The following is a 16792-nucleotide window of genomic DNA, read 5'->3' on the forward strand; positions in this document are numbered from 1 at the left end:
CAAAATGGGTGGATTAATAAAAACTTACCGGAAGATAAAAATCAAGCTCAAACACTTCATCACTATTGAGAAAATGGTTCCTATGATAATGCACATACGCAGGAGTGGAACGCTGCTTGAAGCCAGACGTAGGTAGCCACTTTTCTAATACCATACTGATCTGTGGTAGCAGCTCACCATAGCGGCCATTCAGTCGAAATACCGCATGTAAACCACCCGGAATCACCATCTGGTTCACGACACTGCGATACTTAATCGGCTCATCAATCGCGATACACGCCACATAGCGACACTGATCCATTTCAACCCAAGCAGGGTTTGAGTGATGCAAACCAAATTGGCTCGAAAAGTCGCGCTGTTCTGAGTTCGCCCACGCTTTCAATATCAGCCACGCGTTGCGAATGGAACGGTTATAGCCCGTGTGTCGAACATAAGCCGCCATGCGCTCCGGTGTTTCAACGATCTTCGGTTCAGGTAACACTCGCTGCGCCACGTTCAAATAACCCGCCGCTACTTCGGGATCTTTCAAATAGGGTTTTTCTGCTATCTGTAAGTCGTGTTTACGCCATTCTCCTGGTGACATGTTAAAGGTCGCTTTGAATGCTCGGCCAAATGAAGACACCGAACTAAAGCCACATTTACTGGCAATCTCTACCACTGACGACGTGGTATCGAACATCAATTGATTGGCTGCATACTCCATTCGAGTGCGTCGAATGTACTGATGTAGCGACTCCCCAACCACGCTTTTAAAGGTGCGGTGGAAGTGTTGTTCTGAATAAGCCGCAATCTCGGAGAGCGCTTTTGCCGACAAAGGCTGGCTGATGTCTTGATGAATATGGAACAGAACATCATTGATTCGGGATATGTGTTGTCGTGACATTTTTCAAATAGCATAAATGGACATGTTTATGAGCATAAACGGACACGCCAATTTTTACAATTGCCGTGTAATATCAAGCGATAGAATAAAAACGATAAACGACGAGACACAACACATGGAAATCGCACAGTCATTACAACAGATTCAATCTTCATACATTCGAGAGATCCTCGCAGCCGCAAGCGATCCAAATGTTATTTCGTTGGCCGGTGGTTTACCCGATGCGAAAACATTCCCTATCGATTTAATGAAGCCTACGCTAGAAAACCTAGCGAACATGCCTGAAGTTTTCCAATACGGTTCGACTGCGGGTTATGGCCCGTTACTTGACCACCTTACGCAAAGCTATCAATTACCAGAAACTCACACAGCAATGATCTGTACCGGTTCTCAGCAAGGTCTGGATTTGATTGCTCGTGCGTATGTTGATCCGAATGATGTGGTTGTAATGGAAGCGCCGAGCTACTTGGGTGCGATGCAGGTGTTTGGTTTGGTTCAGGCGAATATAGTGACTGTGTCTCAAACTGAATTTGGTCCGAACTTAGACGAACTAGAAACGTGCTTTGCACAGCAATCTCCGAAGATGTTCTATGCGGTGCCAGATTTCCATAACCCGACTGGCGTTTGTTGGACAACAGAAACTCGTCAAAAAGTAGCTGAGCTTTGTATCAAATACAACGTGGCATTTATTGAAGATGCGCCTTACCGTGAGCTACGTTTCACAGGTACGGAACTGCCGTTGGTCTCTTCATTCTGCCCTGATAACTCTATCGTTCTTCGTTCATTCTCTAAGATTGCATCGCCTGGCTTACGTATTGGTGCGGTGACAGGTAAACGCAGCTACCTTGAGCCACTGATTAAAGTGAAGCAAGGCGCGGATTTGCACTCAAGCGTTCCTATGCAAGCATTGCTTGTTGGTCTTCTAAAACATGAAGATTTCAACCTGCACATGGAAAACATTCGTACTTTGTACAAGTCTCGTTATGAGGTGCTGTTCTCAGAACTAGAGAAACAGCTGCCTGCTGACTGTGTATTGAAAGCCGTTGATGGCGGGATGTTCATTTGGGTTGAGATCCCTGAGTGCGACACCTTCGAATTGGCTAAAACTCTACTATCGAATGGTGTGGCGGTTGTACCAAGCCCAGTATTTTATCCAAAGGCCGATGAAGCGAAAGCCGCACTGCGCCTAAACTTCACTAACGCCAACCCAGAAGAGTTGACTGAAGCGGTGAAACGCTTAGCTGAAGTACTTAACCAAGCGTAATCACCGATTAAGTAAAACGGACTAGATACCAAGGCCCTGCTGTATTGTTACAGCAGGGCCTTTTTGGTTTGGGAATACGTGTTGTAATTCGAAGCAGATAAAACGGTTTCATTGCATTTTCTAGCCCATAAACCACACAAATAGAAATGATAAATAGCCCTACTTTTGGTTGGTTTTTGTCCATCCTTGGCTTGGTTATACTGCGGCGGATTTTAATAAGCCAATATGAGCAAACCTGAGTGAATTAAACTCAGTCTGCATCATAAAAGGCAACCGCTCTGGATTTACGTTCCAGCTCGCAGAAAGGAAAAACCATGTCTCAATATGTTGTATGTGCTCTGTATAAATTCGTAGCACTTGATGATTACCAAGAAATTCGCCAACCACTCACTGGCGTGTTAGAAGCTAACCAAATCCGCGGTACTTTGCTACTTGCAAGCGAAGGTATCAACGGTACTGTTGCAGGTAAGCGCGAATCTATCGACGCTCTTCTTCAATGGTTCAAACAAGATTCTCGTTTGGCTGATGTTGTTTACAAAGAGTCGTTCAACGAAGAACAACCATTCAACCGCACCAAGGTTAAGCTTAAGAAAGAGATCGTAACCATGGGCGTTGAAGGCATCGACCCTCGCCACGTCGTCGGCACTTACGTGAAGCCGAACGAATGGAACGACCTTATCTCTGATCCAGATGTGATCTTGGTTGATACTCGTAACGATTACGAAGTCGATATCGGCACATTCAAAAATGCCGTAAACCCAAACACGGAAACCTTCCGTGAATTCCCTCAGTACGTTGAAGAAAATCTTGATCCTAAGAAGCACAAGAAAGTCGCGATGTTCTGTACTGGCGGTATTCGTTGCGAAAAATCAACAGCCTACATGAAAGAGCAAGGCTTTGATGAGGTTTATCACCTTGAAGGCGGCATTCTTAAGTACCTAGAAGAAGTACCAGAAGAAGAGAGCATGTGGGAAGGCGACTGCTACGTATTTGATGGTCGTGTTGCAGTTAACCACCAGCTAGAGAAGAGCGGTTACGACGTGTGTAACGCTTGTCGCCTGCCAATCACAGACGAAGACAAAGCGTCTGAGCACTTTGAGAAAGGCGTAAGCTGCCCTAAGTGTATTGATAAACACAGCGACGAGCAGAAAGCGCGTTTCCGCGAACGTGAAAAGCAAGTTCAGCTATCGAATGCTCGTGGCGAAACCCACGTAGGCGGCGATGCTGCTCACCTTATCGAGCAACGTAAAAAAGAGAAGCTTGCGCACAAAGAGCAACAACGTTCTGGTAAGAAAGCAAAGTAGGCTTTCTGATTTAGGCCTATAACTGTATAGCTCTAAACGTATAGCTTTGAATATATAGCTATGAACATTAAAAAGGGCGCAAGTTCGAGGATGATCCCTCGAGTTTGTGCCCTTTTTTGATCGCTTTACGGCTTTGTGTTTTGAACCACATTTATCTTCAAAAATAGGCTCTATACTGAAGTTAATTAGACAAGTGAGGAAGTGCCAATGCTCAATGAAAACCATGCCTTTATCTTAGATTTCCCAGATCTTAAATTAGACATTGTTCAGCTCAACCACGACGACGAAAAATTCAAAGCAGACATGCAGAAGTACCACCAACTCGACTACGACATCCGTCAGCTAGAAATCTCTGGCAGCCCTATCGATGACGACAGCATGCACAACCTCAAAGTAGAACGCATGGAGCTCAAAGACTCGCTACACAAACAGCTCACGCGCCATCACGCGCTTAAGATCGTATAACAACTCATATGCTAGTGTGGCTAACTTAGCCACACTACTCTCCTTCTCAATGGGTTCATTTTTTGTAATCGAAACTACCTGCTACCCACCTGATTATTCACAGAGAAATCTAAGTAAGTACTGAATTGAAGCCCATCATCTTGAGTTTCAAAACTCCAACCCATTCGCTCACAAATTCGTTGCACAATCACTAGGCCACAACCATAGCCAGCATTGTAAGTCTCATTGCCATCATGACGGTTAGTGATCACTAATTGAGAACCTGTCACCACAATTCCAACATCGCCAACACTGTAGCTAAACGCATTTTTAATTAAGTTATTCAATACAATAGTAATAAAGCTCTCTGGCGCATACACAGTGACAGTCCCTTTTACGTCTAGGTTATAACTCGCATCCTGCTTGGCAAACAAAGGCGCCATTTCAAGCAGCTGATTCTGAACTTCGACTTCCAGGTCATAGTGACCGAAATGGTGCTCATCGATACTCTCTTTACCAAGCAGCAAAAACATTTCAGTCAGCACTCGCATCTGTTCACTCGCTTCTTGCAAGCGATTAATCGCTTTTAACGCAACAGGAGGTTGATTGGGTACTTTAGTTAGCAGATCAGCCGACCCTTTAATCACCATAATCGGGGTTCTAAGTTCATGAGAGGCAAATCGATTGAACTCCTCTTCCCGCTGAAAAAATCCTGAAATGTGATTCTTTGAATCTAAAAGTGTTTGCTCAATATGTCGTGTTTCAGCGTAAGACGTCTCGACTTCAAAACTTGGCTGCTCAGGGTGCATTTGCCCTATTTTCTTTTCTATCTGATTGAGTGGCCTCGACAGCGAGCGTACAACATAGATTCCATACAAAACCATAAAAATGGACGTTAAACCACCAAGCATGAGGGTGTAGTTGTGGAGGCTCCATTCATACTCGTCGAGGTAGTCGTCAGCGTCATCTTGAAACAAGATATACATCAACCCTTCGCCTGATGGGTGCTCGAATACGTAAAAGTGTTTATCTTCCGTACCCAACAGATGTTCATAGAAGCCGGGCTGTTTGTATCGAGCTAACCAATTAGGCAGTTCCGCTTCACTCCAGTAACTCGAAAACTCGTTTTGATTCGGCAACAACGCATCTTCGCCAAGTAACTGATATTCAGACGTATAACGGTTAGCTTCAGTGTCTAGCCAGTGATGGAGGCTGATCACTTCCATCTGGTTTTCAGCGATATAAATCACTGTCCAAAAAAGCCCGAACATGACCAAGGTCATCAAGCCAAAACTGCGGCGGATTTTTCGGTAGATGCTCGGGTAATCGCCGTGGCTTGAGCCGTTATGCTTTGAGTCGGTAACCTTGTCCATGAATAGTCTCTAATCGTGAATGTTCAAACCCTTTATCGAGCGCGTTACGCAGGCCATAAATATGACTTCGCAGTGCATCACTGCTTGGCGATTCATCACCCCAAATAGAATCAATCACTTCAGTTCTTGAAACAATCGCTGGTGCATGACGCATAAGGACTTTTAGTATCTTGAGCTGAATACGACTCAACTTAATAAGCCTACCTTCTCGGTATACCTCGTCGGTCTGCGAGTTGAGAGAGATATCGGCAAAACTCTGCTTTCCAATATCTTGGCGTGGTCCGCGGCTTGCCAATGCGTTGAGCCTTAAACTGAGCTCTTGCATGGCGAAAGGCTTAACCAAGTAATCATCTCCGCCCGCTTGAAAGGCCGCAATCTTGTCGTCCAACCTATCTTTAGCGGTTAAAAAAAGAATTGGCGTAGGGCATTGCACTTCTTCTCGTAACTTTTTGACAGCAGAAATACCGTCCAATTTAGGCATCATGATGTCCATGATAATCACGTCATAATGATTCTCAGACGCTAACTTCAATGCCGCTTCACCATGATAAGCACAATCGATCACCATCCCTTCCAGCTCTAGGTAATCGGCAATGGTTTCTGCCACATTGTGGCTGTCATCAACGATCAAAACTTTCATCGATTTATTTCACCTTTCTTCACGAGTGCTTCACGCTTGAGTTTATAAGATACACCCTCAATAAACTAAATAAAGAGTATATAGATGAAAAAGTTAGCGCTGATTTCGGTTGTCGGTTTAATTCTAACTGGCTGTGGCGGTAGTGACAGCAATAGCAATGGAAGCAACGATAACAACACGCAAGCTCCATCAGCAGTTCAAGGTACCATTGACTCTGTTTCTGGCAACACCATTGTTGTGAATGGCTATAGCTATCAAGTAGACAGTGCGAACTATGCAGGCGAAGACGTGGCAATTGCAGACCTAGAAAAAAACATGATGGTCTCTATTTCATCTATTGCTCGTAGCACGAATGAAGGCACACAATTAACGCTAGAGCCGACTATCGTAGGTCGGATTACAAATCCCGACCACGTAAATGGCACATTTGAAATAAACAGCATTCCACTAATCTTTTCAGCTCTATCATCTGAAATTAAAGATCGCGATTGGGTAATGGTCTCTTCTTTACCAACAGCGAATGCAGGTTACAAAGTGTTGTCTGTTGTTAAATTTGAACCGTCAGACAAATATGAAACGGTTGAGGTTGAAGGGTTGGTTACTAACCTGAACCTAAACACACTAACATTCAATTTAGGTGGGGCTCTCAATGTCGAGTATACAGTCGATAGTATTGGCAATGACTCTAATGGATCAGAGTTAGCTGATGGGCTTTGGGTTGAAGTGACAGGCTCAATGGTAGGCTCTGTATTGAAAGCAGATGAAGTGGAGGTCGAAGATTTTGACGAAATCGATAATGACACTGAAATCGAAGGCATTATTACTTGGGTAGCTAACGACAAATCAACATTTGATTTAAGCTACAAAGGTCGCTTTGTTGTCAATGACAATACTCGTTACGAAGACGGCAACAAGTCAAATTTAACTGTAGGTACAGAAGTCGAAGTAACAACGAAACAAGCTAACGGCGAAAATGTTGCTACCGAAGTCGAATTTGAACACGACGATGATTCACAAGATTGGAATGATAATGACGTTGATTTTGAAGGCACAGTGCAAGATATCAACCTAGAAGACAACAACTTTGAAATGACATCACTACATGGTAATAAGATTATTCATGTAAACAAAAACACTCAATTTGAAGATGGCCTAACTTTTGAGAATCTTACTATTGGAGACCTTATTGAGGTTGAAGCCTACAAGGTCAACAGTCAGTACATTGCAATCGAGATCGAAGCTGAAGACAATGACTAACGCATAGAATATTCTTGATATTAAGTATAGAAGCCACGCACTACGCGTGGCTTTTTTGCATCAAAACAACCCACACCTAAAGTGCAGCCTACCTTTTCAATTATGTTACTGTTTGCTTATTCAAAAGGCGTTTAAAAAGGAAGTAAAGTGGCAAGAAAAGAAGAGAATATACAACTCCAACTCGTTTCCAGTTCTGAATTCGAGGAACTGTTTGCGTGTGTGAAACAAGGCATATTCATACACGTAGATGACGTTTTCGGCTGGGATGACGACTTCCAACGCCAACGACTTTTAAACGATTACCGTCCCTCTTGGTTTCATTGGGTATACCTAGGAAAACAAAGGGTTGGACTTGTGTGTTTTAAGCCTTATGACAACGCATACCATGTTCATTTGCTGATCATTTTCCCTCAATACCAAGATCAGTCTCTTGGTAAAAAAGTCATGTCACGCATCCACGAAAAAGCCCATCAAGAACAACGAAACCAAGTCACTCTGTCGAGTTTTAGAAGTAACACTCGCGCCATTAGTTTTTATCAGTCACTTGGCTACCGAGTTGTTGATGACAACGATGATGATTTTGTGGGATTGGCTCTCACCCTAGCTAACTCTCAGCCTCGCTAACCATAGAGAAAATACAGATAGCGAGTAGGTAGAGAGCGCTTACTTTAGCGCGCGCTTGAAATATCTAGTTTCTCAATCAACGACGGAAAACCCCAACCGTTCTCGCCTTCGACCACAGGTTCTCCGGTCAAATACTCAAACAGCGTTGGCGCTAAAGATCCATTAGCTTCGATTTTCAATTGCTGAGAGTTATCGCCAATTGGCGCTCCCCAGAATCCGATGAAGGCATCTTTCTCTAAGTAATCCTCACCAGCATGACGCCCCGGTACCTTGGTGTTGTAGCCAATTCCCGCTTTAGGGAACAAGTTAACCGTGCCAGCCCTATCTTCAAGGTAGATATTAGCCAGTTGATTTACTGAATCTGGTCGAGGTGTTGGTTGCGTCAATGAAGTCCACTCAGCACTGCTACACCACGTTGTCACATCCTCCTTAACCGCTCGGTTAATACATTTTTCAACCAATCGAGAATACTGTGCAAAATCAGCTTCGCTTGGTGATGCTAGGTATGGATTTAACCTTTGCGTATCGAGCAAAATCGGCGCTCGGTTGTCTTCCAATGACTCATAAAAAAGCTTGTCACCTTCACGTGTGATCAATTCATCGACCCGCTTTAAATCACGGTTGCCAATCACACGAACAGCGCAACGTTGTTGATCACATATGCTTTCTCTGACGACCATATAATCAAGACTCTCAGGCAAGCGTTGCGCTATCTGATTGATGATGTCGATATTCTGACTAGTTGGCGCCGCAATCGGAGACCAATGCGTGAGTTCTTGGTAAACCGGCTGAACCTGCCACCCGTGAGCCGAATTAAAGAAGTCCATCATGAAGTTACCACCAGCAGTAGAAGCAACCACAACATCCAACGCCTTCGAACTTGGGTAGCTTAGGGTATTGGTGATTTTAGGCCCTTCCCCCTCGTCTGAAGATATCTTCTTAACCACAATTGGATACGCTAGCTCTGCTTGTAAGCCTTCAAATACCTGCTTTTCGGGGTTGAGCGCGTAGAACACCGGCGTTAAACCATGATCCCCTGCCATGCCCCATAGCGTTTTATCGTAAACGCCGGCACTGCGGTAGGTCGCTTCAATCTGGCGAATCCAATAGTCCAGTCGGTTGAGCTCTCCCGTCGGCATCAGAATTTCGTCACTAAAAGGACCCGTGAAGTGTGCGAAGTGATCCGGCCATGGGTTATACACCAAGGTGTAGTCTGGCATTCCTTTTCCATCTAACTCGGCAAACTGAGTGATCGACTGTTTAACCTGAGCTCTCTTTGAAAACTTAGTAAAAAAATCAAAGCCAGATATAGACTGATACGCTTCAATATCTTCAATCAAAGCTTGACGCTTTTCTTGCAAAACCACTTCGACTTCTGAACGTTCTTGAAGCTCTTTAACGCAGCGTTTCTCACCATAATCACGCAGTGACTCACCCAAACCTAGGTTTACTAGCCCGTCGTAAGTGGTGTGAGCATTCCAATCATATTGAGCGTTGCAGTTCAGCGTTTTAAGGTAATCAAGGCGATCAAACATGGTCTGCACCTTGTTGTTTTCCATCAACACATCCAACTGCAGGGCATCATTACCAAAGAAGTAATACGCTCGGTCGATCTCTCGGTCGACAAAGTGGAAATTAGGGATGCCAGTGCCACCTTGCCCCGATACTTTCGCGCCCGTTTTAATGATAGGTAGATTGCGTACGCTGATTGTTGGAGTTGAAGAGATACCAACTCGGCTAATATTGTCTCGATGCTCTTGATAGAGATTTTTGAAGAACGGAAGATAATTCGGATCATGGTAGGTTTGTTCAGACAGAACTTCCATGAACCTCACCTGCTGTTGATGTTCAGGTTCAATCACTTCTTCTAGCTGAGGTTTATATTGCGCTCGGTTTTTATGATTCTGATAAGCAACCGAAATGAAAGGTGAATCTTCATCAACCAACCCCTCAATCAATCCTTGCTGTAAACCATCGACGGTCACTTGAACCGCAAAACGTTTGTGCTGTTGGGATTCTAAGAATTGAATGAGCGCATCAGGCTGGTCACTGAACGCTTGCTGCATCCAATCATCAAGCGCTTCTGCACGTTCTTCTTTAAACACAAACTGTCGGTAGGCTTTCAGCAAGTTTAAGCGCACAAAATCAATAAGCGTGATGGTAAGAGCTTGTGCTTTGTTATTCGGCTTATCAGCGTTTTCTGGTTTACCATCTTCTGCAATCGCCAACATTGCAGACTTCATGTCACCTTCATCCATTCCCAATGCCGCTTTACCGATCAAATCAACGATGATCGGTTGAATCGGAGCGATGATCGCTAGATCTTCAGGGCTATTGGTTAAGTATGTGTAATTCGCAGGGAGCGTGTCCATATCCTGCCAAACACCAATTTCGAATAACGCATCGTAGACAACCACCATGTTGGCAATGAACTGTTCATCGATACGAATACCTTCATGATGTCCCGTTGCTTCAGTCGAGGTATCTGGCTCGTGATGCTCTGAGGTTGACTTATCTCCAACATGATAGAGGCTATGTTCAAAGCCCTTTAGCGCCTGCTTATCATAAACCGTCGACAAGTAAGATTTGAACACATCTTCACTGCCCAAGCCTGAGTAGCGGTCGTAATAGCTATAGAGAAAATAACCCAAAGGAATTGAGTACGTCGGGTTTGATAACTGAGCAACGACTCTGGCTTTGGTTTTGACATCTAAAGGGAGAGCGAGAATATACGCATCTAATGTAACGCCACCAATGGTGAAAAGAGCCGCATCACGAGTGAGTTTGGCAGAATAACTCAGGCTTGAAAGCACCTGATTTTTCAATACTTCACTGGAGCTAAACACGCCACCAATGACGGGCGTTGTTGATATATCAGCGACACTCGGAGCTGACGCAACCGCCAACGATAAGGCACTGAACAAACTGGCGTAACTGCGAACGTGAGAATAAGAGCTCATCAAATTTCCTTTAGATCAACACACTTCTATAAATACGACTTATTGTTTCAGTTTAAACTGATTAGTCAACTTATGGTCACCTCTGGGTTTTATACAGACAATCAGCACCTATAAATCATACATGAATCTATAAATAACAACCACTTACCCAAAAGATCAATTGACAATAACATCAATTACAAATACCAAACATTCACCATAGATATCACTCGCATATATAGCTCAGCCAATTAGATATGTCTCTCGAATAAGTTTTCCTGCTATTTCCACTACACGCCGTTTTGATACATTCCTCATCAATGGCACTCAATTTATAAATAGTCATATTTATCAATGACATTCTCCCAATTGATTCCAGAGTAATAATTTTTTATCAATAACGTAATAGGAGAACTAACATGAATGGTCAACGTTCACTGTTAGCAGTGGCAATAGCCCTAGGGATAGCAGGTTGTGGTAGCGATAGTTCAGATAGCTCCACAACTGATACGGGTGGTTCAACGGCAACAACAGCATCTCTTACCGCCAAAGCCGCAGATGGCTATCTGGTAGGTGCTAATGCATGCTTGGATCTAAACAGCAATAAGGTGTGTGATAAGGATGAGCCAAATGCAGTAACCGGCGACAATGGTGAATTTACCATTGAGAACTTAACTCCAGAGCAACTAGAACAGAGCACTCTGTTGATTGAAGTTGTAGCCGGACAAACAATCGATACCGATAACCCAGGTGTCGTTCTAAGCAAGAGCTATCGCTTAACTGCGCCACCAAAATCCGCATTTATTAGTCCATTGACGACTCTGATTCAAAATGAAATCGAGAGTGGTTCTTCGTTAGAAGAAGCTAAAACGGCTATTCAAGAAAAGTTGGGGACAACACTCGATTTAACGCAAGATTATATCGAAGCCAAAAACAATAATGACTTAGCCGATTCACAAAAAGCGGCTTTTGAAAACCTACACCGCGTTGCTCAAGTTACCGCTTCAGTCATGGCAGAGAATACTGATGCACTATCAGAAACCGCAGCGGGAGCTGGTATCTCTGTAGAAGCGCTCACGGCCTTGATTAATGAAGAAGTTACTCGAGTCTTAGACGAAGTCGTAAAAAATATTGAAGCAGCCGGAGAAAACTTCAATCCAAGCGACATTGCTGGCAGCATTAATCGTGATCACATCGCTATTGATGACTCTAACCTTGAAGATAAAATTAAAGAAAACGAGGCAAATAAAGGCTCTAAGCAGGCCGATCTTGCGAAACTAATTAGAACAGATGGCATCAATTGGTTTGGCGGCGCGAATGAAACAGGTACAGACTTAGTGGTTGCTTATGGAACACTAAAGGCTGCTTCCGATAACTCAATCACTGAGACTGGTTACATTTATGACTACTTTGCTGAGCAATTTGTTGAATTTGAAAATACTCCTGACGCAAATAGCATGGTTTTAGGAAAAGACGGTTGGGAAGCGAGCGATGATACCTTAACCAGCATTAAGCCGAACGAAGACGGCAGCTTAACTCTAGAGTCTAGAAGCTCGATTTTTAGTGAAGTTGCTAGCGCCAAGCAATTAGATATCAGTGGGCTCAATGTTCGTTCCATCATGGATCAAACGGATGATGAGAACGTTTGGTCTAACATTATGCCAGTAGGTTTAAAATTCCCTGACAACACAACCGCATATAAATTGTCTGTAGAAGACATCAGCGACAACATTTATACCTTTTACAAAGGTGATTGGTGTGCCGAGCACGCTCCGGATCGCTATGAAGCGCTCAATAACATGTGTAACGGCATTAGCGCCTTTAAGAATGGCAGCGATACATGGCTTGCCACTTTGGCATCGACCATTGCTGAAGATGAATCAGACCGTCATGACACAGCGTCTAACAATCATGCAGATTTAATTCCAATGGCAGGCATGGAAAGTGCTGAAATATTTGCACAGCTGCTCTCTAACGGCACCGTAGTTTATTATACAAGAGCATGGAATTTTGATTCTACATTCTCCAAATTGTCAGAACTCGGTTCGTGGAAAGATGAATCCGTAAATGGCGAGGTATTACGTCAAGTTACGATCCCTGAATCTATCCACTCGCAAGCTACATGGTCTAACTACCAAAAAGAAGATAACTCCGCTTACTTGTCTGTAGTCGAAGGCTTTGTACGTATTACCTACAAGGAAGTTGAAGATGCAGGCAGTGAGGCTTATGTTTTTGATGAAGCGACTAAACAGTTCATTTTGGATAACGCATTAACACCACAACCTTTACACCCTCTCAACCTACAGGCTTGTCTTGACTCGCTGCCGGATGCTGAGTTCATTGCTACAGCTAATGACGTCACGGTTTACGATGTACAACGCACACCTATGTGGGAGGAAGATCCTGTTACCGAGAGCCTAACTTATGAATTTACCTATCTGGGTGATACTTTCTCTTGGCTGAATGACGTTACGTTAGTCACCGGGCTCCCAAGTTGGATTTCTGACTTAGCGGGTAGCCTAGAAAAAACGCGTATCGATATCAAAGATTCGGAAGGTGCTTTAATGGGGTATGAGTATTCATATAGCTCTGAAGATCACTATCTAGGTCAAGAAGGCTTTAACTCTGATGACTCATTGGGATGGGGGGCGGCTAAGGTCGTATTACCATCGGTAATAGCTGACAACCAAAAAATCATCAATCAAATGGTAGATTTCGGAACCTCAACCAATGCACCGCTAACATCACAATACGACTCTTGGTATGACGAGATCAGCGGTGAATTCGGTGAAACAGAGTACCCTGGATTAAGAACCGTTTCTGTAGAGACCTCACTAAGCGACATTATCGATGCGCAAACTTACTTTCTATCCACCTTCAACTACCAAGAAACTTACCTAGGTAAAGAGGAAATCACTGTACCTGCAGGTACTTTTGCAGCATGTAAGGTAACAAGTAAAACACAGTTCGAAGACTATGGTCCCCTTGACACTCAAACTACTTGGCTTACAAACCGAGGATCAATTAAGTCCATTCGAGAGGAACAATCTTGGAGCATGTCGATTAATATGGAAGCAGCTAGCTTACCTTCTATTCAATAATCGATAGATACTAAGAACAAGCCAATATGAATTTGGCTTGTTCTTTTTCGTATTAGCTCTTTAAGCCAACACCTCCATTCACAAAACTTGATAGCATTTCCAGCTGACCACTCCCTTAATTAAACGCTCTTGCCACTCGTCCTTTGCTGCTTAATTCGTAATGACCAATATAAGCAGGAACAAACACCGATTGCCCTTTCGTAAGGGTTAAGTGCTCACCTCTTTGGCTCACTAGCGTTAATTCATCATCGATTGCCATTAAAATTTCAGCGCCGCTTGTGATGACTTCTTCTTGCTTGGGGCTATGAAAGATATTGAAATTAAAGTCACTGACCGGGATATCATAGCTATCACATTGACCCAGCTTGGAGGGCGCCAATAACAAGTGTTCAAACGGAATTGGCGTAAACTCTGTGCAGGCGACCAATTCAGGGACATCAATGTGTTTTGGCGTTAAACCGGCTCTTAGCACGTTGTCTGAATTTGCCATGATCTCGAGCCCGGTTCCCTTAATGTAAGCATGCGGAGTGTTTGCATTCAAATACATCGCTTCACCCGGCTTCAATGTAATCAAGTTCAGCAACAGAACACAAAACAGACCGATGTCGTTCGGGTACTGATGGCTAAGCTCAGTAACCAAAGTAAACTCAGATTGATCTTGGTGAGCGACTGCATAAGTCAGAAGTTGCTCTAATGCTCGGTGTTTATGTTGGTCATCTAGAGTTAAAAGGTCACGGAAAAACGTTTCTAAACCTAGAGAATCAAGATTGTTACCAAACTCATCGACCAAACCAGCCAGCTCGCTCGAATCTAACTTTTTGAACAAACCTAATATTTCATCGAACTCTCGAAAGCCATTCATCGCTTGATATTCAGTGATCGCGTAAACCAATTCAGGCTTATGGTTCGAATCCTTATAATTACGGTTCCCTGCGTTTAGGGGGATTCTTGCTTGCTCTTCTCTCGCAAAGCCAACCTCAGCTTGGTGCTTGTTTGGATGGACCTGAACCGATAGTGCCTTTTCTGCCGCTAAGATCTTAAACAAGAACGGCAGTTCACCAAACTCCTGCGCAATATCGTTTGATAAATAGGCCGGTTTATTCTTGTTAATCAGCTCAGAGAGAGGCACCAAATGTTGGTCCAGCTTGACCATTGAGCAACCTTTCGGATGCGCTCCCATCCAAACTTCCGCTTGTGGCTCTTGTGACTCATTCTTAAAACCAAACAGTTCACGTATCGAAGAGATGCTCCCCCATGCATAATTCTGGATGGTGTTTTCCATTGGGAAAAATGAGTGTTCTGAGAAGTGGCTGAGTGACATGGCGTTTTCCGTAGTGAGCCCTTTGAACACAATTCAGAGAGCTGATTTCTAATAACGTAAATAATTAGAAAGACTACAGAGAGCAGCTAGAACCCACATGAGATGAGGTCTTAGACGCAATAGGAAAATTTCTTAGAAACAGGTGAGAACGATGAAAAGCGTGAAAAGAGTCACATTTGAATATCACGCATAGAAAGCGCCGAAAATAAGATAGCGGCTTGTATCACACTGGTTACAGCAGTGATACAAGCTTCTACAATGCAAACAATGGTGACTATCTTGTTATCGAGAAGGGTCCTTAAAAGCCAGAGCGAGCCTCAGCACTTTTCTGAGGTGATTGAGCTTGTAGAAAAGGCAGTAACAGTAACCCGATGACCGCCGCACAAGTAGAGATGGTAATGAAGAATCCACTCCAGCCATAAGTTTCTAGAACGAGCGCTAATGGGTAACCAGAGAGAGCTGCACCCATGTAAGCAAACAAGCCAACGAAGCCTGTCGCCGCACCGGCAGAGTCTTTATGTGAGCATTCGGCCGCCGCCATACCAATAAGCATTTGAGGTCCAAAAACAAAAAAGCCTACACAAAACAACCCAGCAGCTTGAAACACAAAGTTGGTCAAAGGCATCAACCACAATGCAGAGACTGAAAGAAATATGCCAATCGCAAACAAAATATTCATCGGGCCACGGTTGCCACCAAACAACCTGTCAGATCCCCACCCAGCAACAAGTGAACCAACGAAACCGCCAATCTCGAACAGAGATAAGGCAGCGTTGGCATTGATCAAACTGTAATGGTGTTCTTCGGTTAGGTATAAGTTACCCCAATCATTAACCGCGGTTCTTACGATGTAAACCAGCACATAGCTAAAAGCGAGCAACCAAATGTACTTGTTGCTGAATACGTAAGTTTTCAGGATTTCTCGATAGCTTAACCCTTGTCCATGGCTCTCTTGCGCCAACTCTAAATGGTCATGACGCCACTTCCCTACAGTCGGAAGTCCCATGGTGGTGGGCTTGTCACGTAAGCGCCAGCAAACGATAAGACCGATAAAAACACCAATCACACCCGGCCAGATAAACCCTGCTCGCCAGCTGAATTGCAGCGTCAGATAACCAACAAGAATAGGAATTAGCGCCCCACCAACGTTGTGTGCTGTATTCCAGATTGCCCAACGAAAACCTCTTTCGGAGCGAGAATACCAAGTCGTCAATAACTTAGAACACGATGGCCAGCCCCAACCTTGGAACCATGCATTAAGCACCCACAGCGAGATGAAAGCCGCTAACGAACTCGAAAAGCCAAACGCGATGTTTATCAGACCAGTCGCGATTAAGCCAAGTCCCATAAAGTAACGTGGGTTTGAACGATCCGATATCGTGCCTGATATAAATTTCGATAAGCCATAAGAAAGATAAAAGAGCGTGCCAATTAAGCCAATATCGCCTTTGTCCAAGCCAAGGTCAGTAATCATCGCTGGCGCGGCATAATTAAAGGTTTTACGGGTGAAGTAAAAACCTGCATAGCCGACATACATTCCTATCATAATGTGAAGGCGCCAGTAGCGATAACTCTGATTGACTTCATCATCAGTTAGAGCATGAGTATTTGACGTTGTTGAGCGCAGAAATCCAAACATATT

General features: G+C 43.9%; 12 protein-coding genes. 6 read left to right on the forward strand and 6 right to left on the reverse strand.

Annotation, left to right across the window (positions count from 1 at the left end):
• Positions 1-13 precede the first annotated feature (13 nt).
• Positions 14-883 (reverse strand): GyrI-like domain-containing protein, encoded by an 870-nt coding sequence (locus BCV39_RS16685; RefSeq protein ID WP_102432091.1) that lies wholly within the window; start codon positions 881-883, stop codon positions 14-16.
• A 115-nt stretch (positions 884-998) separates the two neighbouring features.
• On the opposite strand from BCV39_RS16685, the gene BCV39_RS16690 reads away from it, so the two are divergent.
• From BCV39_RS16690 to BCV39_RS16700, 3 genes are all read left to right on the forward strand, one after another.
• Positions 999-2147 (forward strand): PLP-dependent aminotransferase family protein, encoded by a 1149-nt coding sequence (locus BCV39_RS16690; protein ID WP_048660642.1) that lies wholly within the window; start codon positions 999-1001, stop codon positions 2145-2147.
• A gap of 314 nt (positions 2148-2461) precedes the next feature.
• A complete protein-coding gene (locus BCV39_RS16695; RefSeq protein ID WP_102432092.1) occupies positions 2462-3451 on the forward strand; it encodes a rhodanese-related sulfurtransferase in 990 nt (329 codons plus the stop codon).
• Positions 3452-3658: 207 nt separating this feature from the next.
• Positions 3659-3916: a YdcH family protein gene (locus BCV39_RS16700; RefSeq protein WP_009846137.1), complete on the forward strand. Its 258-nt coding sequence runs from the start codon at positions 3659-3661 to the stop codon at positions 3914-3916.
• 74 nt (positions 3917-3990) lie between these two features.
• Here the strand turns inward: BCV39_RS16700 and BCV39_RS16705 are convergent, their stop codons facing one another.
• A complete protein-coding gene (locus tag BCV39_RS16705; protein WP_102432093.1) occupies positions 3991-5268 on the reverse strand; it encodes a HAMP domain-containing sensor histidine kinase in 1278 nt (425 codons plus the stop codon).
• Positions 5240-5908, reverse strand: coding sequence for a response regulator transcription factor (locus BCV39_RS16710; protein WP_102432094.1), 669 nt, complete (start codon positions 5906-5908; stop codon positions 5240-5242). The genes BCV39_RS16705 and BCV39_RS16710 overlap by 29 nt, the downstream gene beginning before the upstream one ends.
• 84 nt (positions 5909-5992) lie before the next feature.
• Between BCV39_RS16710 and BCV39_RS16715 the strand changes: the two genes are divergently transcribed.
• Positions 5993-7165 (forward strand): DUF5666 domain-containing protein, encoded by a 1173-nt coding sequence (locus BCV39_RS16715; protein WP_102432095.1) that lies wholly within the window; start codon positions 5993-5995, stop codon positions 7163-7165.
• A gap of 168 nt (positions 7166-7333) precedes the next feature.
• A complete protein-coding gene (locus BCV39_RS16720) occupies positions 7334-7789 on the forward strand; it encodes a GNAT family N-acetyltransferase (protein WP_102432146.1) in 456 nt (151 codons plus the stop codon).
• 44 nt (positions 7790-7833) lie between these two features.
• Here the strand turns inward: BCV39_RS16720 and BCV39_RS16725 are convergent, their stop codons facing one another.
• Positions 7834-10749 (reverse strand): alkaline phosphatase family protein, encoded by a 2916-nt coding sequence (locus BCV39_RS16725; protein WP_102432096.1) that lies wholly within the window; start codon positions 10747-10749, stop codon positions 7834-7836.
• Between the two features lie 398 nt (positions 10750-11147).
• Here BCV39_RS16725 and BCV39_RS16730 point away from each other — a divergent pair, with 398 nt between their 5' ends.
• The gene (locus tag BCV39_RS16730) at positions 11148-13829 is read left to right on the forward strand and encodes a hypothetical protein (RefSeq protein WP_102432097.1); all 2682 of its coding nucleotides are present in this window, start codon (positions 11148-11150) and stop codon (positions 13827-13829) included.
• A 115-nt stretch (positions 13830-13944) separates the two neighbouring features.
• Here BCV39_RS16730 and manA read toward each other — a convergent pair whose 3' ends face one another.
• Together manA and BCV39_RS16740 are read right to left on the reverse strand one after the other, a co-directional pair.
• Entirely contained in the window at positions 13945-15150 is a 1206-nt protein-coding gene (gene manA / locus BCV39_RS16735) for a mannose-6-phosphate isomerase, class I (RefSeq protein WP_102432098.1), read from the reverse strand.
• Between the two features lie 298 nt (positions 15151-15448).
• Entirely contained in the window at positions 15449-16789 is a 1341-nt protein-coding gene (locus BCV39_RS16740) for an MFS transporter (RefSeq protein WP_102432099.1), read from the reverse strand.
• Between the last annotated feature and the right edge of the window lie 3 nt (positions 16790-16792).

It is taken from the genome of Vibrio sp. 10N.286.55.E10, from assembly GCF_002872555.1.
In the GTDB taxonomy this organism is placed as follows: Bacteria; Pseudomonadota; Gammaproteobacteria; order Enterobacterales; family Vibrionaceae; genus Vibrio; species Vibrio crassostreae.